The following is a 16,670-nucleotide window of genomic DNA, read 5'->3' as shown; positions in this document are numbered from 1 at the left end:
TAAGCTTCCGGGTTCAGGTCGGGACGTGCAAGCGGAACTAAAGCCCGGCGGCGTCGATGTCGATGAGTAACAGCCTTTCTCCATGGGCGAAAAACTGTCCGGCGGTCAGGCAATACTGGTTGGTGGTGGCATCTCGGTAAGTATTGGAGAGCGTCAGGCGGCGCTCGTCCCAGCCTTCGGCCAGCAGGTGATAGAAGTATGGGCGCCATGACCAGTTGTGGCCCAGATAGCGATTGTCGGCTTTCCAGCCATTCTGGCTCCATTCCAGGTTCGGCGTCAGTTGTGTGCCGTGTCGATCACATTGGTAAAACCGCAGCAACCAGGGGAAGGCATCGAGCCGGGGCAGAGCGCTGAGCGGTGCGCTAACCTGGGCCCAGTCCTGCAGAATGCCCATCAGCTCGCTCAGCTGCTGGCGCATGACCATCAGGCGGCCACGCTCAAGCAGTTTTTGCTGGACGTAGCGGTGGCGCAACTGGGCGAAATGGTCGACGAACGCATCGGTGTGGAAGAAGTCTTCCTCGGCCCGGGCGAACAGAAAGCCCTGGACGTAGCGCGAACCGCACTCCAGGGCAAAATTGAGCTGGGCATCGGTTTCCACCCCTTCGGCGATGATCCAGCAACCGGTCTTTTCGGCCATTTGCGCCAGGGCCTTGACCACATCGCAGCTCGGCCCGCCCAACGCTGCAGCCTGAAACAGGCGCATGTCGAGTTTGAGAATATCCGGTTGCAGGGCCAGTACCCGATCGAGCTGGGAATACCCGGCACCAAAATCATCAATGGCAATCCTGGCGCCTGCCCGGCGATATCGCGCGACCACATCGGCCAGGCGCTGGATGTCGCCACCGAGCTCCGTGATTTCGTAGACGATGCGTTGCGGGTCGACGTCATGCCTGGTCATCTGCTTGAGGCTTGGCAGGTCCTGCTCTGGACGCAGGCGATTGACCCATCGTGGTGACATGTTCAGGCTCAGGAACCAGTCTGCGGGGGCTGCATGCAGGCGGCTCAAGGCGTGTTCGCGGATCTGCCGGTCAAGGCGACGCAAGGCGGCTGCAGGGATTCTGGGATCGGCAAACAATGGGCCGACCGACGTCAACTGGCCGTCCGCCTGACGCAGTCTTCCCAAGGCCTCGACGCCTGCGATGCGACCGGTGGCGGTATCAATGAACGGTTGGAAACAGGCGAGCGGTTGCCCGTCGATCACGAGGCCTCCTTGCTAAATTCTTGTTCTGGGATTATCCGGGTACCTGTCAGGCACGCAGCAGTAGGCACGCGGGGTTGAACCTCTTGTCCAAGAGATCCAACCCCGCATGATGTTGCAAGAATACAGCCAGCTTGCTTAGTGTTTGCGCGATGAGCCCTGCATGACCAGTTTGATCAACGGGCCCAGGGTCGTAGTCAGGCGAATCAGCCGGGTAACGCCACCGGCGCCGCCGCTCTTGGCGCCTTTGCCCGTCAGGAAGCCCAGCAGTGTCACTGCGGCGACGCCCCAGAGCGGCGCATGCTTGATGCCAAACCCGCCTTGAATGCTTTGTGTCATCCCGCGCACTCGGTGCAAAGGCTGCAGCAATTGCGCGGATTCGTGGCGAATTTCCTGGCGATGCATTTCCATGCGCAGGCGGATCAGCGCCTTGCGCATTTCAGTGCGTGAGGTGTTGTGTGGCAGTTCGGGCAGACTCATGGCAACAGGCGCTCCCGGTCATTGGCCAGTTCTTCCAGCGTACCGTGGAATGGCGAGGATTCATCGAAAATCGCTGCCTTCAGGCGCACCGCGCAGAAGATTGCTGCCAGCGTGTAGAACACACAGAGGCCGATGATGGCTGCCAGGCGGTAGGTATCCCAGAACAGGATCATGACCAGGGTCGACAGGCCCACCAGTAACAGCAGGGCAAACACCAGCGCCAGGCCCGCAAACAACAACAGGCTTACGGTGCGGGCTTTCTGTTCCTGCAACTCGATGCCGAAGAGCTCGACATGGCTGTGCAGCAACCCGAGAAAAGCGGCACCCAAGCGCCGCGGTGAGGAGCTTGGGCCCGTCGCGGACGAGCTGGATTCGCCGATCGCCATATCAGCGCCGGGTGGCCAGAAGGCCAATCAGGAAACCCACGCCGGCGGCAATCCCGACCGATTGCCACGGGTTGGCCTGGACGTAATCTTCGGTCGCAGTGACCGCAGCCTGACCGCGCTCGCGCAGGGAGTCTTCGGTCAGTTTGAGGGTTTCCCTGGCGCGCAGAAGGCTGTCGTGAATCTGGTCGCGCAATTCATCAGCCTGATCACCAGCGATGGTTTTGGTGTGTTCCAGCAACCGTTCAGTGTCGCTGACCAATGTTTGAAAATCATTCATCAGTATTTCTTGAGCAGTCTTTGCCTTGATGCTGGCCATTGGTGATCTCCGTAAGTGGCGTCTGTTGCGTTCGAGTATGAGCGGTAAGCGAAGGTTCAGTCCAAATGACTGGTGCAGCTTTTGCTTTGCCATGGTGCGCCAGCCCGCGCCGTCGCGCTGTTGCTGGGCATGGTTTGAGCAAAACCATAACTCAAATAATTGAAACCCGCGCATAGGTCATGACCTTGCGCACCAAAACGGCTCCCCAGGCTTCACTTGAGAACCCTGCCGAGGCGCAACTTGGTGCATAAATCTTCTGCGCGAACTGCTTTGGTGCTTTTTTAGCCTTAAGGTCTGCCGATCCCATGGAAAATCTGCAAAGCGCTGTGAACACTCTGGTTCACAGCTCCAATACGTTGTTCATTCTGATCGGCGCCGTCATGGTGTTGGCCATGCATGCCGGTTTCGCCTTTCTCGAGGTCGGCACGGTTCGCCAGAAAAATCAGGTCAACGCGCTGTCGAAAATCCTCAGTGACTTCGCCATTTCGACCCTTGCCTATTTCTTTATAGGCTACTGGATCTCGTATGGGGTCACCTTCATGCAACCGGCGGCGATATTGAACGCCGATCATGGTTATGGACTGGTGAAGTTTTTTTTCCTGCTGACCTTCGCTGCTGCAATCCCGGCCATCATCTCCGGGGGCATCGCCGAGCGCGCAAGGTTTGTACCACAGCTGTGCGCGACAGCTTTGATCGTGGCGTTCATCTACCCGTTTTTCGAAGGCATGATGTGGAATGGCAACTACGGCCTGCAAGCCTGGCTGCTGGCGCGTTTTGGCGCCAGCTTCCATGACTTTGCCGGGTCGGTGGTAGTCCATGCCATGGGCGGCTGGCTGGCGCTGGCGGCCGTGTTGCTGTTGGGACCACGGCAGGGCCGATATCGCGACGGCCGGCTGGTTGCGTTCGCGCCGTCGAGCATTCCGTTCCTGGCGTTGGGGTCGTGGATTCTGATCGTTGGTTGGTTCGGGTTCAACGTCATGAGCGCGCAGACCCTGGGTAACGTCAGCGGACTGGTGGCAGTGAACTCGCTGATGGCCATGGTGGGCGGTACTGTGGCGGCACTGATCGTCGGGCGCAACGACCCCGGCTTTCTGCATAACGGGCCGTTGGCCGGTCTGGTTGCGATCTGCGCCGGTTCCGATTTGATGCACCCGGTGGGCGCTCTCGTTACCGGTGCGATTGCCGGGGCGCTGTTTGTCTGGTGTTTTACTGCCGCGCAAGTCAAATGGCGCATCGACGATGTGCTGGGAGTGTGGCCGCTGCATGGCCTGTGCGGGGTTTGGGGTGGGATCGCCTGCGGGATATTCGGCCAGGTCGCACTGGGCGGCCTGGGCGGCGTCAACCTGATCAGCCAGTTGATCGGTACGGCGCTGGGCGTAATCGTGGCACTGCTCGGCGGCCTGGCGATCTATGGCGGCATCAAGGCGCTGCATGGCCTGCGCTTGAGCCAGGAAGATGAGTATCACGGTGCGGACCTGGCGATCCACAAGATCGGCGCGGTCAGCCAGGATTGATTCAACGTTCATCGTCGTCCGAACCTGGATAGAAGTCGTGCAACAGGCGATAGCGATCGCTGCGAACCTGGTCTACCCGGTCCTTAACCTGTTGTGCGGGCAGGCCGAGCATGATCAGCGCGTGGGAGGCGAGCATCAGGCTCGATTCCAGCAGTTCCGGGACGACCTCGCTGGCCCCTGCTGCATTCAATTCGGCGAGCTGGCTGTCATCGCGAGTGCGCACCAGGATCGGCACGCTCGAGTTGAGCACGCGCGCCTGCTTGAGGATGAGCATGGCAATGTCGGCCCGGTCCACGGCAATCACCAGCAGCCGGGCGCGGTCCAGTCCCACTGCGAGCAGCAGTTCGCCGCGGCGGGAGTCGCCGTAGTGCACGCAACGTTCGCTGACAGCGGCCTCCTGTACTCGCACCGGGTCGTTGTCCAGCGCAATGTAGGCTTGATGTTCATGGCGCAGGAAGCGGCCGATGGACTGGCCAACCCGGCCGTATCCGCAGATGACTACGTGACCGTCCAGGCCAGCATTGAGTGCGCTGATTTGTTCCAGCTGCGCTTCTTCGTTAGGTTTGCGATGCAAGCGCGCTGCTATACGCGGCGCTGCGCGCAGGAGCAAGGGCGTCACCAGCATCGAGCAAAAAGTGGCGGCAAGCAGCAGTGCGGCGAAGTCGCCCGCAAGCATTTTGCTCGTTTGCATTTGCGCCATCAGCGCAAAGCAGAACTCCCCGCCCTGGGCCAGCGCGAGGCCGCTGCGCCAGGCGGTTTCGGTGTCACTGCCACGCCATTTGACCAGCAGCGCGACAACGCTGCCCTTGATCAGCAGCAACGCCAGCGTCAACCCCAGGATCAGCAGGCCATGGCTGGCAAATAGCTGCAAGTCGATCAACATGCCGATGCTGACAAAAAACAATCCCAGGAGGATGTCGCGGAAGGGGCGGATGTCAGCCTCGATCTGATGGCGGTAGTGGCTTTCCCCCAGCAACATGCCGGCGAGAAACGCCCCCAGTGCAGGCGACAGGCCTAGCAGGTGGGTCAGCCACGCGGTGAGCAGGACAATCACCAGCGCCAGCAGCACAAACAGCTCTGCGGAGCGAGCCGCCGCCACCTCATGGAATAACCGCGGCAACAGCCAGCGGCTGGCCATCAGCAAGCCGACAAACAACACCAGGGTTTTGCCCAGCGTCATGGGCAGCGCCCAGTACCAGGGTTGCTCGCTACTGCCTGCAAACACGGGCACCAGTGTCAGCAACAGAACGGCGACCACGTCCTGGAACAACAGCACTGCGATGGCGTTCTGGCCGTGGCTGCTGAATATTTCACCAAGGCTGCCAAGCTCCTTGCTGACGATGGCGGTGGATGACAGGGCCAGCCCCGCACCCAGTAACAGCGCAGGTATACCCGGCATGCCGAACAGCATCAGCAGGCTTCCCAGCAATACCGCACATATCAGCACTTGCAGGCTGCCAAGGCCGAACACCACCTGTCGCAGTGCCAGCATTTTCGACAGGGAAAATTCCAGCCCCAGGGAAAATAGCAGGAACACCACGCCCAGCTCGGCGAGATCGGGCAGCTCTTCGCTTTCATTGACCCAATTGAACGCAGTGGGTCCGATCATCAGCCCTACGCACAGGTAGCCCAGGACCGGCGGCAGGCGCAGTCGCTGGAACAGCGCAATCACCACCAGTGAGGAGGCGAGGATGATCAGCAGATTGGCGAACACGGACTCTCCGAATTTGAAGTTGGCTAATGAAGCGTAGAGGCAAAAAAATACCGAGCATCACTCATATGGCATTTGCCGGGAATGATTTGAGTCAGGGGATTGCCAGGTCCCTCGAACCGCCATTGCCCAGGGGCTGCAGGCTTCGTCTCGACTGACTTGAATCGTGGGCCTAGAATGAACCCCTACTTTGCCTGGGCCCCTCGCCATGCCTCCTGAATGCCAGCTGTTCGGCACCCTTGGTTGCCATCTGTGTGAACTTGCCGAAGAAGAGTTGATGCCCCTGGTCGAGCACGGTTTGCTGGTCGAGCTGATCGACATTGCCGAGAACGAAGACTGGGTCGAGGACTACGGGTTGCGAATTCCGGTGCTGCGCCGCGTGGATACTGGAGCGGAGCTGGACTGGCCATTCGATGCCGAGCAGGTAGTGGCTTTTTTGCGTTGAACAGCGCTCCACTTATCGCTCTGCCCGATTGATCCGTTGGCGAAAGCTCGCTGATTCGGTTACTGTATGTGTATACAGTTATTCGGATGGCCTGTCTTGCGGGCGATCCTGCGAGTCAGAGGATGAGTCATGGTCAATGTCGAACAGTTGAAGAACAGCGTGAACCGCATGTCGGCGGACGTGGTGCGAGAGGCCGTTCTCGAACTGCGCCTGGACGGCCTGGTGACCGAAGGGAAGACCCCCTTCAACAAACTGCATTTCAACACCTGTTTCGCCGAAATCGAAGCTTTGTTCCAGCGCGCGGGGTATCACCGGCAGCTGGATGTGGTCGGTTACCAGGGCTTGCTGTACGCATTGTATGACCCTGGCCGGTGGGAGGCGGTCGACGTGTTGCGCTGGCTCAAGGAGTTCACCGAGGCCGCCGCCCGCGACCGGATACCGGCATGAGTAATCTCTTCTAGGATCGTTCTGGCCGCTGCAGGATAATGCTGACCTGCATTAGGGGTCAGAGCGTTCTTATGTCCACTTCATCGTTTTGTGCTGCGCGCACTCAAGCCAGTACTCTGTATCTGCCCCCGGGTGCGTGGCAGACCGTGCTCGACTGCCTGTGCGAGCATTTCAGTGCCATCGGCCGCGAGCAATGGCTCGACCGCATCGCCCGCGGTCGTGTCCTGGATGGTTTTGGGCAACCTATCCCCCTCGACTTGCCGTACAAGGAAGGTCTGCGCATTCATTATTTTCGGGAAGTCGCGGATGAAAAACCGATTCCGGTGGTCGAGTCGATCCTGTACGCAGATGAGCATCTGGTGGTGGCGGACAAGCCGCACTTCCTGCCAGTAACGCCTGCCGGTGAATACGTCGAGCAAACCCTGCTACGCAGGTTGATCCATCGGCTGGATAATCCGCATCTGGTGCCCCTGCATCGCATTGATCGCCACACAGCGGGCCTCGTGCTGTTTTCAGCCCATCCTGACAGCCGCTCGGCCTACCAGTCCCTGTTCCCGACCCGGCAGATCGAAAAACGCTACGAAGCTATTGCTCCTGCGTTGCCCGGGCTGTGTTTCCCGCTGGTGCACAAAAGTCGGCTGGTGGAGGGCGAACCTTTTTTCCGCATGCAGGAAGGTCCCGGCGCGACCAATACCGAGACAGCCGTGGACGTTAGGGAAAAGAATGGCGACCTCTGGCGTTATGCGCTGTACCCGGTCACGGGCAAGAAACATCAGCTGCGCGTGCACATGGCCGCCCTGGGCGCGGGCATCTGTAATGATCCGTTCTATCCCCAGGTGCTCAAGGACGTCGTCGATGATTATGCCAATCCCTTGAAGCTGCTGGCCCAGGGCTTGCGTTTCGTGGACCCGCTCACCGGGCAGGAGCGTTGTTTTGAAAGCTCGCTGTTTCTGGACTGGTGATGACGGTATTGCAGGCATGAAAAAGCCCGCAGAAGCGGGCTTTTCTGTATCGGGCTATGCCGTAAAGATTACAGCTCTTTAACGGTACGAACCTGATCCTTGTTGATGCGGGTTTCTTTACCGTCGAGTTGCTGGAACTCGTAGAAACCGGAATCTTCATCATACTTTGGTGCGTCAACAGCCTGGATTTCGCGACCGTCATTCAAGGTGATCACGGTAGGCGAAGAGCAACCGGCAAGGGTCGCAAGGCCCAGTGCGAGCATGAAAGTGGCGAGGGTCCGTTGAGTCATGAGTGTGTCTCCGATATGAATTCTTTGGTTACTGATCTTGTAGACGTGTACAACGCGCGCAAGTTCCTTGGCTAGTGTCAGTCTGACACAGTGCCGTGGCTGCTTAACAGCTCCGGGGTATTCAGGTTGGCCAGCCGCGGGTCGTTTTCGGGGCATTGCAGGGCGATCGCACCCAGTTTGCGCATTATCCGGCCGGGACTGCGTTCCCCCTCACTCCAAGCCTCATCGAATGCCTGGCAGAGTTCCGCGGGGATGATGCATAACAGCGGTTCCCAATGCTCGCCATGGCGCAGCATCAAGGGTTTTTCGGGATGCCGGCTGGCGGTTTCGCGCATGGCCTGCAGCAGCGCGGCATCAATGCGCGGCACATCACACGGCAAGACCATCATGAAGCGGTGCCGTGCGGCCTGCAGGCCTGCGCGAATCCCGGCCAGGGGCCCCGGGAAATCCCCTTCATCGTCATGCACCAGGCGGTCGGCATAGGGTGCGTATTTGTCCAGATTGCGATTGCAGGAAATAATCAGGTCATCGCTCAGTGGCCGGGTCTTGCGGTGCAGATGCGCAATCAGCGGCTCGCCGTGCCAGTCCAGCAACCCTTTGTCCTGCCCCCCCATGCGTTGGCCGCGACCGCCGGCCAGGAGCAGAATGGAGCAGGGCGGCAGTTGGGTCTCGAGGGTCATGGCGAGCCTTCATGGGGCGGCGAAAAAAGTGAGGGCTGTGATATAACACCGGCCTGTTTTTCCTACAACTGGACGAGCCTATGAAAGCCAAGGCTGATGTACCTTTCGCGCCGCTGAACATTGCGGTGCTCACGGTCAGCGACACCCGTACCCTGGAAACCGACACTTCTGGCCAGGTCTTCGTCGACCGCCTGAGCGCTGCCGGGCATCGCCTGGCCGAGCGGGTACTGCTCAAAGATGATCTGTACAAAATTCGAGCGCAAGTCGCCCACTGGATTGCCGAAGATGTCGTGCAGGTCGTACTGATCACTGGCGGCACCGGTTTCACCGGCCGCGACAGCACGCCGGAAGCGGTGAGCTGCCTGCTGGACAAGCAGGTTGACGGATTTGGCGAGCTGTTTCGGCAAATTTCCGTAGCCGACATCGGCACTTCCACTGTGCAATCCCGTGCGCTGGCCGGCCTGGCCAATGGCACGCTGGTCTGCTGCCTGCCGGGTTCGACCAATGCAGTACGTACCGGGTGGGATGGCATCCTCGCCGAACAGTTGGACTCGCGGCACCGCCCGTGCAACTTCGTGACTCACCTGAAACAGGCGGCTCCCTGTGAATCCCGCGGGTAAGTCCGGCAAGACCGGCACTTTGATGCCGGTCGAAGCCGCACTGGCACGCCTGCTGGAAATGGCTGGCGCCACGCCTATTCTGCAGCGTGAACGCTTGCCCCTGGCCGAGGTGCAGGGCCGCGTTCTGGCCGAGGACTTGATCTCAACCCTGGATTTGCCGCCCTGGCCGAACAGCGCCATGGACGGCTATGCGTTGCGCTTGGGCGACTGGACCGGCGAAGCGCTGGTGGTTAGCCAGAAGATTTTCGCCGGTAACGCGCCGCAGCCCCTGCAGTCCGGTACGTGTGCGCGAATTTTCACCGGTGCACCAGTGCCGGCGGGTGCCGACTGCGTCGAGATGCAGGAAAACGCCGAGGTCCAGCCGGACGGGCGAGTAGCGTTCACCCAAAGTCTGAAAGTGGGGCAAAACATCCGTCCCCAGGGCCAGGAAACCACTGCCGGAGAACAGGTGCTGGTGGCCGGGACTCGCTTGGGCCCGATCGAACAGGGCCTGGCGGCATCACTGGGCTGCGCGGAGCTGGAAGTCATTCGCAAGGTTCGCGTTGCGGTGCTTTCCACCGGTGATGAACTGATCGAGCCCGGTCAGCCCCTCGGCCCGGGGCAAATCTACAACAGCAACCGGGTGCTGCTGTGCAGCTGGTTGCAGCGCCTGGGTTGCGAGGTGATCGACGCCGGTATTCTCCCCGACGACCTGCCCACTACCCGCGCTCGCCTCGGCGAGCTCAACGACGTTGACCTGATCCTTTCCACCGGAGGCGTCTCGGTGGGTGAGGCTGACTTTCTTGGAATTGCCTTGCGCGAGGAGGGTGAGCTGACGCTATGGAAACTCGCCATCAAGCCTGGAAAACCGCTGACCTTCGGGCACTTTCGCGGGGTGCCGGTGATCGGTCTGCCAGGTAATCCGGCCTCGACCCTGGTGACCTTTGCGTTGTTGACCCGGCCTTATCTCTTGCGCCGTCAAGGCGTGCAGGACGTAGAACCCCTGAAGTTCCAGGTGCCGGCGGGTTTCGACTGGCCGATGGCAGGCAATCGTCGAGAGTACCTGCGAGGGCGTCTGGAGAACGGCCGGGCGATCATCTACAAGAACCAGAGCTCCGGTGTGTTACGCAGTGCAGCGTGGGCCGAGGGACTGGTTGAGGTGCGGGAGGATCGCACGCTGGTCGAAGGCGAGCTTGTCGGGTTCATTCCACTGAGTGAAGTCCTGGGCTGACACCTGTGGCCGGCAACTAACGGGTGCGTGTTGCACCCGGTCACCGGGCCAGCATGGTCACCGCTGTAGGACTCGCCTCTGGCCTCGCTTAAATATTTGGTTTTTTTTACGGCTTTTTTGGCCGTGGGCGCGGTCAACATCTGCCATACGGAATCCAATCCTGGGAGTGACTGCCATGAGCGAACGCAAAGCGCTGTTAATTCTGCACGGCAAGCAAGCGCTCAACGAAGCGGTGCGTAACGCAGTTGAAGAGAAACGGCAGCAGGGCTGGGACCTGGCTGTACGGGTGACCTGGGAGGCTGGCGATGCCCAGCGGCTGGTCGATGAGGCACTGGATGCCGGTTATGTGCAGATTATCGCCGGGGGCGGAGATGGCACTCTGCGCGATATCGCCGAAGCAATCGCCAATCACTCGGCAGATGCCAGCCTGGTGCTGATGCCCTTGGGCACCGCGAATGATTTTGCACGCGCCGCCGGGGTACCGCTGGAACCTGGGCCCGCATTGGAGCTACTGGATGCTCCGGCCAGTGCCATTGACCTGGGCGAAGCCGGCTCGCAAGTTTTCTTGAACATGGCCACGGGTGGTTTCGGTAGCCAGGTCACCGCCAACACGTCGGAAGACCTGAAAAAAGTGCTCGGTGGAGCTGCCTATCTGTTTACCGGATTGTCGCGTTTCAGCGAGTTGCACGCCGCCTACGGCGAGTTGCAGGGGCCTGATTTCCACTGGAGCGGCGAGCTCCTGGCACTGGGCATTGGCAATGGTCGACAGGCCGGTGGCGGGCACGTCCTGTGCCCCGAAGCACTGGCTGACGATGGTTTGCTTGATATCAGCATTCTGCCTGCACCCCAGGAAGTGGTCGGCACCCTGAAGAACCTGCTGGCCGATGGCTTCGGTCTGGACAACATGTTCGTGCGCGCCCGCTTGCCCTGGGTCGAAATCAAGGTTTCGGAAGGGCTCTACATCAACCTTGATGGCGAGCCACTGGAAGGCGACAACCTGCGCTTCGCGGCGCGCCCGGCAGCCCTTCGAGTGCATCTGCCGGCGAACTCACCCTTGTTGAGCGGTTCGACGATCGTTAATCATCCAGACTGATGATCCGCTCACGCACGGCAAACAGGACCAGCCCGGCCACGTCGTAGATCTGCAAGCGCTTCATGATCTGCGAGCGATGGGTTTCCACGGTCTTGATGCTCAGCCCAAGGCCGCTGGCGATTTCCCGGGTGGATTTGCCGCGAACGATCAGGCGCAGGATTTCCAGCTGGCGCGCCGTCAGGTTGTGGGTCACTGATTTGGGCCTGTTGCCGGGTCGGTGTGCATCGACAAGATCAATCGATCGCATCGTTGTCGTTGCTGATCAGGTTGCAAGTGACTCAGGCATTCCTCCGTTTTGGCCAAGAGCGGCTGCGCTCCTGCTGTTGCGGATGGCGTCCGCGTATTCGGTCGGGCACAGGAGCGGGGCATCTTAATCAAGGGGTCAAGGTCTGCCGTTGGCAGCCGATAAACCGTTTTAATGAACTCACCCGTACAAGCCCAGGAGTCATAATGGCCGGCATTCTCGACACGGTAGATAAACGCACGCAACTGGTGGGTGAGAATCGCCTCGAAATCCTCATGTTCCGCCTGACAGGCCGGCAACTGTTTGCGATCAACGTGTTCAAGGTCCAGGAAGTGTTGCAGTTGCCAAAGCTGACCCTGATGCCCCAGCGCCACCCATTCGTCTGCGGCGTGGTCAATTTGCGGGGTCAGACCCTGCCAGTGATCGACTTGTCCCAGGCTATCGGCATGCGGCCATTGGTTCCGGGGCCGACCAGCACGATCATCGTCACCGAATACAACCGCTCGGTGCAGGCATTCCTGGTCAGTGGCGTAGATCGGATCGTGAACATGAACTGGGAAGCCATCCTGCCTCCACCGACCAGCGCCGGCCGCCAGCACTACCTGACTGCGATCAGCAAGGTTGATGACCAGTTGGTGGAAATCATCGATGTCGAGAAAGTCCTGGCGGAAATCGTCCCGTACAATGCCAAAGTGTCTCGCGAGAAACTCGAGGACCCGGTGCTTGAGCGCGCAAGGGGCCGTGAAGTGTTGCTGGTGGATGACTCAAACGTGGCCTTGGCGCAATTGCGCGACACCCTGGGCCAGTTGGGCGTAAAGATGCATATCGCCAGCGATGGTCTCAAGGCCTTGAGGATGCTCAAGGCCTGGGCCGATACAGGGGAGAACATGACCGACAAGTTGCTGATGGTATTCACTGACGCCGAGATGCCGGAAATGGACGGCTACCGCCTGACCACCGAAATTCGCAACGATCCGCGCTTGCGCGGGCTTTACGTGGTGCTGCATACGTCGTTGTCCGGCAGTTTCAACGAGTCGATGGTGAAGAAGGTGGGTTGTGACAATTTTCTGTCCAAATTCCAGCCGGACAAGCTGGTTGATGTGGTGCGCCAGCGATTGATGCTGGATGAAGTACCGGTTTGATCAACGCCAGACACCCGTTCTTTGATTCAGGCCCCAAGCTCGTATAGGGTGACGTTTTCCCCTCAGGAACCTGGCCATGCTGCATCTGAGCGCACTCTACCGTTACCCCCTGAAATCCGGCAAAGGCGAGGCCCTGCAACAGGTCAGCCTGGACAAACTGGGCGTGGACGGTGATCGACGCTGGATGCTGGTGGACGAAGCCACCGGCCGCTTCCTCACCCAGCGTGCGGTGGCAACGATGAGCCAGTTGTCCGCCTTGTGGAATGCCCAGGGCGGCCTGACGCTTAGTGCTCCGGGGCATTCGACCATTGATATACCCCTGCCTGGCGGCGATGCCGAACTGCGCGGAGTGACCATCTTTCGCGACAGCCTGCGCGTACCCGATGCCGGAGACGAGGCGGGTGCCTGGGTCAGCGAGTTCATAGGCAAACCTACTCGACTGGTACAAATCCCCCTCGATCGTGCCCGTACGACCCAGTCCGGCTATGGCAAGGACGATGATCAAGTGGCTTTCGCCGACGGCTTTCCGCTGTTGCTGATCGGCCAGGCGTCCCTGCAAGACCTGTCGCAACGGGTCGGGCGCCCGCTGGAAATGCAGCGCTTTCGACCCAACCTGGTCATCGAAGGCAGTGACGCATTTGCCGAGGACGGCTGGAAGCGCATTCGCATCGGTGATGTCGAGTTCCGGGTGGTCAAGCCCTGTTCGCGCTGCATCCTGACCACGATCGATCCACAGACCGGTCAACGCAGCGAAGACCGTGAACCCTTGGCCACCTTGCAGAAATACCGGGCCCAGGCTGACGGCGCGATGTTCGGCCAGAACCTGGTGAACGACGGCAATGGCCGGCTGGAAGTCGGCATGCCAGTGACGGTGCTCGAATAACGGCGTTGGAAATAAAAATGCCCGGGTCAGATGCCCGGGCATTTTTTTCGCTATGAAAACCCGTGGTTTTAGCCGCGGTATTCACACAGGTAAGCGGTATCTACAGCCACTTTCAGCTGGAACTTGCTGTTAGCTGGCACATTGAACTGGCTGCCTGCAGCGAAGGTTTCCCAGTCGGTGCTGTCTGGCAGCTTGACGGTCAGTGCGCCGCTGACGACATGCATGATTTCACGCTGGCTGGTGCCGAATTCATACTCGCCCGGTGCCATGACGCCGATAGTCGCCGGACCTTCTGCAGTGCCGAAGGCGATGGACTTGACGGTGCCGTCGAAGTACTCGTTGACTTTAAACATGGGCGATTCCTCGAAAAGGGCTTAAAAGGGCCGGCCAGTATGCACAAGCCCCTGTGCGCCGTCACCACTCTAGGCGGGGAGAATCAGCGGCAACAGGCGCGCTGTATTGCGTGCGTCCTCGAGTGCCCGATGTTGTTGCCCGGTGAACTGCATGCCCGCCAGTTGCAGGGCGCCGTTGAGGCCCAGCGGGCGTTCCAGCCTGCGCACCTTGGCGAAGCGCTGCTTGAGGTTCATGTGCGGCACCCGACCGAGCAGGCTGTCGAGTTGCAGGCGTTGCCACTCCTGTACCAGCTGCTGGCGATCGTAGTCGCCCCAGCTGGCCCAGCCCTCCAGGCGTGATTCATGCTGGCCGAGCCAGCGCTCGAAGGCAGCCCAGACTTCGTCCAGGGGCTGCGCGGCGTCGATGTTGGCCTGGGTGATGTGCGTCAGTTCGCGGCAGAACGGCGTCAGCAAGGGACGGCGTAGCGGCCGTACGAAACGCTGGAAATGATCGAGCTCGCGACCTTGGCGATCCACCAGGGTGGCACCGATTTCGATGATTTCCATTTCCGTTACTGGCCAACCACCCTCATCGGTGGTGGCTTCAAGATCAATGACCAGCCAATGGGGCATCGCAGGTTTCCTGGTATCCGCGTCCTGATAGGCTTTGAGCGTAGCCAAACCCTGCGGTTCCGCCTAGCGGCTTATTCGACCTCGAGCAAAATCTGCCGATTTTTCACCTGGTCGCCGACACTGACCTGCAGGCGCTTGAGCACGCCGTCGATGCCGGACTTCAGCGGATGCTCCATTTTCATGGCCTCCAGCACCACCAGCAGTTGGCCTTTGTGCACGGGGCTGCCCTCGCTGACCAGTACGTCGACGATGGCGCCATCCATCGGTGCCTTGAGGGTGCCGGAGCTGATACTGGCCTGCGCGCTGACCGGTGCTTGCGTGCGGTCTTCCAGGCACAGGCTGCCGGGACGGGTGAACAGCCACAGGCGGTCGGCTTCGAGACGGTAGGCATGACGCTGGCGAATGCCGTCGATGTCCAGGATGGCCCAACAGCCGTCGCATTCGATCACGTTCAGGGTCAGGGCCTGGCCGGCGATGTGTACCCGGTAGGGTTGTCCTGCAAGCCCATTCAACTCCACGGCCCAGTCCTGTTCCGCCAGGCCCAGGCGATAGAGCAGGGGTACGCTGGCATTGCTGCGCCAGCCGGCCAGCGGCCCGGCATGCACCCGGGCCGAATGGTGATGGAACAGTGCGGCTGCGATCGCCAGTTCTGCAGCGCTCGGCACCCGCGGGCGCAAACAGTCGTGATCGGCGAAATGGGTCGCGATGAACCCGGTGTTAAATTCACCGCTGACGAACTGTGGATGTTCCAACAGGCGCGCCAGTAGCGCCTGATTGGTCTGCACGCCCAGCAGCACGCTGTCCTGCACGGCGCGCACCAGCTTGCGCCGGGCTTCCTCGCGGGTGGCGCCGTGGGCGATGATTTTGCCGAGCATCGGGTCGTAGAACGGGCTGATATTCTGGCCCGCAATCAAGCCGTGGTCGATCCGCACAGTGCTTTGCAAGACGGGCTCCCATACCCCGACACGTCCGGTTTGCGGTAAAAAGCCCTGGGTTGGGTCTTCGGCGTACAAGCGCACTTCCATGGCATGACCGGTGAGCTGCACTTGGTCCTGGCGCAACGGCAGCGGCAGTCCTTGCGCGACCAGCAACTGCCACGCCACCAAATCGAGGCCGGTGATCATTTCGGTCACCGGGTGCTCGACTTGCAGACGGGTGTTCATTTCCAGGAAGTAAAACCGCCCTTGCCGGTCCAGCAGGAACTCCACGGTCCCGGTGCCGACGTAATTCACCGCGCGGCCGGCCTTGAGCGCCGCTTCTCCCATGGCCTGGCGCAAGGCTTCGGTCATCACCGGGCAGGGCGCTTCCTCGATGACTTTCTGATGGCGGCGTTGAATCGAACAGTCGCGCTCCCCGAGGTAAATCAGGTTGCCGTGCTCGTCGCCAAACAGTTGCACCTCGACATGCCGAGGATCGATCAGCGCCTGTTCCAGGATCAACTCATCGCTGCCAAAACCGTTCAACGCTTCGGAACGTGCGGTGTGAATCTGCGCCAGCAGGTCACTTGCATCCTGTACCAGGCGCATGCCGCGACCGCCGCCTCCGGCACTGGCCTTGATCATCAGTGGATAACCCAGGCGCGCGGCTTCACGACCGAGGCTCGCGTCGTCCTGTTCAGCGCCCTGATAGCCATCGATACAGGGCACTCCTGCGGCAAGCATGGCGATTTTCGACAGCCGTTTACTGCCCATCAGTTCTATGGCTTCGGGGCTCGGGCCAATAAAGGTCAGGCCGGCCTCCCGGCAGGCGAGGGCAAATTTGGCGTTTTCCGAGAGGAAACCATAGCCCGGGTGAATGGCGTCGGCACCCGTGCGGCGCGCGGCGTCGATGATCGCCGCAATGCTCAGGTAAGACTGTTGCACCGGGGCCGGGCCGATGTTCACGGCCTCATCGGCCATGCGCACGTGCAATGCGTCGGCGTCGGCGTCACTGAAGACGGCGACGGTGCGATAGCCGAGGGCTTGGGCGGTGCGCTGGATGCGACAGGCGATTTCACCGCGGTTGGCGACCAGGATTTTGTTGAAGGAGGGCATGGAGTCTTCGCTCTGGTTACACGGTGGATTTTCGGGCCTCTACGCGAGCAA

The 16,670-nt window shown here is 60.5% G+C and carries 19 protein-coding genes and 1 pseudogene; 9 read left to right on the top strand and 11 right to left on the bottom strand.

The annotated features are described in order from the left end of the window. Positions 1–37: 37 nt before the first annotated feature. The 4 genes from AAEZ09_RS25065 to AAEZ09_RS25050 all read right to left on the bottom strand — a co-directional run bounded on the left by AAEZ09_RS25065 (position 38) and on the right by AAEZ09_RS25050 (position 2,380). The gene (locus tag AAEZ09_RS25065; RefSeq protein WP_350601200.1) at positions 38–1,201 is read right to left on the bottom strand and encodes an EAL domain-containing protein; all 1,164 of its coding nucleotides are present in this window, start codon (positions 1,199–1,201) and stop codon (positions 38–40) included. A 135-nt stretch (positions 1,202–1,336) separates the two neighbouring features. Continuing rightward, positions 1,337–1,678, bottom strand: coding sequence for a hypothetical protein (locus tag AAEZ09_RS25060; RefSeq protein ID WP_045058095.1), 342 nt, complete (start codon positions 1,676–1,678; stop codon positions 1,337–1,339). After that, complete coding sequence (locus AAEZ09_RS25055; protein WP_045058096.1) at positions 1,675–2,064, bottom strand: phage holin family protein; 390 nt, start codon at positions 2,062–2,064, stop codon at positions 1,675–1,677. The genes AAEZ09_RS25060 and AAEZ09_RS25055 overlap by 4 nt, the downstream gene beginning before the upstream one ends. Before the next feature lies 1 nt (position 2,065). Then, positions 2,066–2,380 carry an ElaB/YgaM/YqjD family protein gene (locus AAEZ09_RS25050; RefSeq protein WP_045058097.1) on the bottom strand — a complete coding sequence of 105 codons (315 nt, stop codon included), beginning with the start codon at positions 2,378–2,380 and terminating at the stop codon, positions 2,066–2,068. Between the two features lie 305 nt (positions 2,381–2,685). Between AAEZ09_RS25050 and AAEZ09_RS25045 the strand changes: the two genes are divergently transcribed. Further along, positions 2,686–3,894, top strand: coding sequence for an ammonium transporter (locus AAEZ09_RS25045; protein ID WP_350601198.1), 1,209 nt, complete (start codon positions 2,686–2,688; stop codon positions 3,892–3,894). A 1-nt stretch (position 3,895) separates the two neighbouring features. Here the strand turns inward: AAEZ09_RS25045 and AAEZ09_RS25040 are convergent, their stop codons facing one another. Beyond that, complete coding sequence (locus tag AAEZ09_RS25040; protein WP_350601197.1) at positions 3,896–5,608, bottom strand: cation:proton antiporter; 1,713 nt, start codon at positions 5,606–5,608, stop codon at positions 3,896–3,898. 205 nt (positions 5,609–5,813) lie between these two features. Between AAEZ09_RS25040 and AAEZ09_RS25035 the strand changes: the two genes are divergently transcribed. From AAEZ09_RS25035 to AAEZ09_RS25025, 3 genes are all read left to right on the top strand, one after another. Next, positions 5,814–6,050 (top strand): glutaredoxin family protein, encoded by a 237-nt coding sequence (locus AAEZ09_RS25035; RefSeq protein ID WP_045058100.1) that lies wholly within the window; start codon positions 5,814–5,816, stop codon positions 6,048–6,050. A 129-nt stretch (positions 6,051–6,179) separates the two neighbouring features. Continuing rightward, the gene (locus tag AAEZ09_RS25030; RefSeq protein WP_122841352.1) at positions 6,180–6,497 is read left to right on the top strand and encodes a transcriptional regulator; all 318 of its coding nucleotides are present in this window, start codon (positions 6,180–6,182) and stop codon (positions 6,495–6,497) included. Positions 6,498–6,568: 71 nt separating this feature from the next. After that, positions 6,569–7,459: a pseudouridine synthase gene (locus AAEZ09_RS25025; RefSeq protein WP_045058102.1), complete on the top strand. Its 891-nt coding sequence runs from the start codon at positions 6,569–6,571 to the stop codon at positions 7,457–7,459. Between the two features lie 68 nt (positions 7,460–7,527). Here the strand turns inward: AAEZ09_RS25025 and AAEZ09_RS25020 are convergent, their stop codons facing one another. Beyond that, positions 7,528–7,749, bottom strand: a complete 222-nt coding sequence (locus AAEZ09_RS25020) for a YgdI/YgdR family lipoprotein (protein WP_045058103.1) — start codon at positions 7,747–7,749, stop codon at positions 7,528–7,530. A gap of 77 nt (positions 7,750–7,826) precedes the next feature. Then, entirely contained in the window at positions 7,827–8,429 is a 603-nt protein-coding gene (mobA, locus tag AAEZ09_RS25015) for a molybdenum cofactor guanylyltransferase MobA (protein ID WP_045058104.1), read from the bottom strand. Positions 8,430–8,509: 80 nt separating this feature from the next. Between mobA and moaB the strand changes: the two genes are divergently transcribed. From moaB to yegS, 3 genes are all read left to right on the top strand, one after another. After that, entirely contained in the window at positions 8,510–9,049 is a 540-nt protein-coding gene (moaB, locus tag AAEZ09_RS25010) for a molybdenum cofactor biosynthesis protein B (RefSeq protein WP_045058105.1), read from the top strand. A gap of 22 nt (positions 9,050–9,071) precedes the next feature. Further along, a complete protein-coding gene (locus AAEZ09_RS25005) occupies positions 9,072–10,259 on the top strand; it encodes a molybdopterin molybdotransferase MoeA (RefSeq protein WP_350601208.1) in 1,188 nt (395 codons plus the stop codon). 175 nt (positions 10,260–10,434) lie between these two features. Continuing rightward, on the top strand, positions 10,435–11,352 hold the full coding sequence (gene yegS, locus AAEZ09_RS25000) for a lipid kinase YegS (RefSeq protein WP_350601194.1): 918 nt from the start codon (positions 10,435–10,437) through the stop codon (positions 11,350–11,352). Here the strand turns inward: yegS and AAEZ09_RS24995 are convergent. Beyond that, a pseudogene (locus AAEZ09_RS24995) lies at positions 11,336–11,542 on the bottom strand (response regulator transcription factor); the annotation flags it as partial. The gene yegS and the pseudogene AAEZ09_RS24995 sit on opposite strands and share 17 nt — an antisense overlap. A 260-nt stretch (positions 11,543–11,802) precedes the next feature. Here AAEZ09_RS24995 and AAEZ09_RS24990 point away from each other — a divergent pair. Continuing rightward, positions 11,803–12,738, top strand: a complete 936-nt coding sequence (locus AAEZ09_RS24990) for a chemotaxis protein CheV (RefSeq protein WP_350601193.1) — start codon at positions 11,803–11,805, stop codon at positions 12,736–12,738. 76 nt (positions 12,739–12,814) lie between these two features. Continuing rightward, positions 12,815–13,621 carry an MOSC domain-containing protein gene (locus tag AAEZ09_RS24985; protein WP_350601191.1) on the top strand — a complete coding sequence of 269 codons (807 nt, stop codon included), beginning with the start codon at positions 12,815–12,817 and terminating at the stop codon, positions 13,619–13,621. A 68-nt stretch (positions 13,622–13,689) separates the two neighbouring features. Here AAEZ09_RS24985 and ppnP read toward each other — a convergent pair whose 3' ends face one another. The 3 genes from ppnP to AAEZ09_RS24970 all read right to left on the bottom strand — a co-directional run bounded on the left by ppnP (position 13,690) and on the right by AAEZ09_RS24970 (position 16,619). Further along, positions 13,690–13,974: a pyrimidine/purine nucleoside phosphorylase gene (gene ppnP / locus AAEZ09_RS24980; protein ID WP_045058110.1), complete on the bottom strand. Its 285-nt coding sequence runs from the start codon at positions 13,972–13,974 to the stop codon at positions 13,690–13,692. 69 nt (positions 13,975–14,043) lie between these two features. Then, positions 14,044–14,586, bottom strand: coding sequence for a 3'-5' exonuclease (locus AAEZ09_RS24975; protein WP_045058111.1), 543 nt, complete (start codon positions 14,584–14,586; stop codon positions 14,044–14,046). 71 nt (positions 14,587–14,657) lie between these two features. Next, on the bottom strand, positions 14,658–16,619 hold the full coding sequence (locus tag AAEZ09_RS24970) for an acetyl/propionyl/methylcrotonyl-CoA carboxylase subunit alpha (protein ID WP_350601190.1): 1,962 nt from the start codon (positions 16,617–16,619) through the stop codon (positions 14,658–14,660). Between the last annotated feature and the right edge of the window lie 51 nt (positions 16,620–16,670).

This window comes from Pseudomonas sp. 65/3-MNA-CIBAN-0223 (assembly GCF_040310425.1).
In the GTDB taxonomy this organism is placed as follows: Bacteria; Pseudomonadota; Gammaproteobacteria; order Pseudomonadales; family Pseudomonadaceae; genus Aquipseudomonas; species Aquipseudomonas gregormendelii.
Note: the sequence above shows the minus strand (reverse complement) of the source record. Positions and strands in the feature narration are given on the sequence as shown.

Bases quoted from the DNA above. Each gene is read 5' to 3' on its own strand.
- AAEZ09_RS25060 (WP_045058095.1), bottom strand. From the start codon at position 1,678: ATGAGTCTGCCCGAACTGCCACACAACACCTCACGCACTGAAATGCGC.
- AAEZ09_RS25055 (WP_045058096.1), bottom strand. From the start codon at position 2,064: ATGGCGATCGGCGAATCCAGCTCGTCCGCGACGGGCCCAAGCTCCTCA.
- AAEZ09_RS25050 (WP_045058097.1), bottom strand. From the start codon at position 2,380: ATGGCCAGCATCAAGGCAAAGACTGCTCAAGAAATACTGATGAATGAT.
- AAEZ09_RS25045 (WP_350601198.1), top strand. From the start codon at position 2,686: ATGGAAAATCTGCAAAGCGCTGTGAACACTCTGGTTCACAGCTCCAAT.
- AAEZ09_RS25035 (WP_045058100.1), top strand. From the start codon at position 5,814: ATGCCTCCTGAATGCCAGCTGTTCGGCACCCTTGGTTGCCATCTGTGT.
- AAEZ09_RS25030 (WP_122841352.1), top strand. From the start codon at position 6,180: ATGGTCAATGTCGAACAGTTGAAGAACAGCGTGAACCGCATGTCGGCG.
- AAEZ09_RS25025 (WP_045058102.1), top strand. From the start codon at position 6,569: ATGTCCACTTCATCGTTTTGTGCTGCGCGCACTCAAGCCAGTACTCTG.
- AAEZ09_RS25020 (WP_045058103.1), bottom strand. From the start codon at position 7,749: ATGACTCAACGGACCCTCGCCACTTTCATGCTCGCACTGGGCCTTGCG.
- mobA (WP_045058104.1), bottom strand. From the start codon at position 8,429: ATGACCCTCGAGACCCAACTGCCGCCCTGCTCCATTCTGCTCCTGGCC.
- moaB (WP_045058105.1), top strand. From the start codon at position 8,510: ATGAAAGCCAAGGCTGATGTACCTTTCGCGCCGCTGAACATTGCGGTG.
- AAEZ09_RS25005 (WP_350601208.1), top strand. From the start codon at position 9,072: ATGCCGGTCGAAGCCGCACTGGCACGCCTGCTGGAAATGGCTGGCGCC.
- yegS (WP_350601194.1), top strand. From the start codon at position 10,435: ATGAGCGAACGCAAAGCGCTGTTAATTCTGCACGGCAAGCAAGCGCTC.
- AAEZ09_RS24990 (WP_350601193.1), top strand. From the start codon at position 11,803: ATGGCCGGCATTCTCGACACGGTAGATAAACGCACGCAACTGGTGGGT.
- AAEZ09_RS24985 (WP_350601191.1), top strand. From the start codon at position 12,815: ATGCTGCATCTGAGCGCACTCTACCGTTACCCCCTGAAATCCGGCAAA.
- ppnP (WP_045058110.1), bottom strand. From the start codon at position 13,974: ATGTTTAAAGTCAACGAGTACTTCGACGGCACCGTCAAGTCCATCGCC.
- AAEZ09_RS24975 (WP_045058111.1), bottom strand. From the start codon at position 14,586: ATGCCCCATTGGCTGGTCATTGATCTTGAAGCCACCACCGATGAGGGT.
- AAEZ09_RS24970 (WP_350601190.1), bottom strand. From the start codon at position 16,619: ATGCCCTCCTTCAACAAAATCCTGGTCGCCAACCGCGGTGAAATCGCC.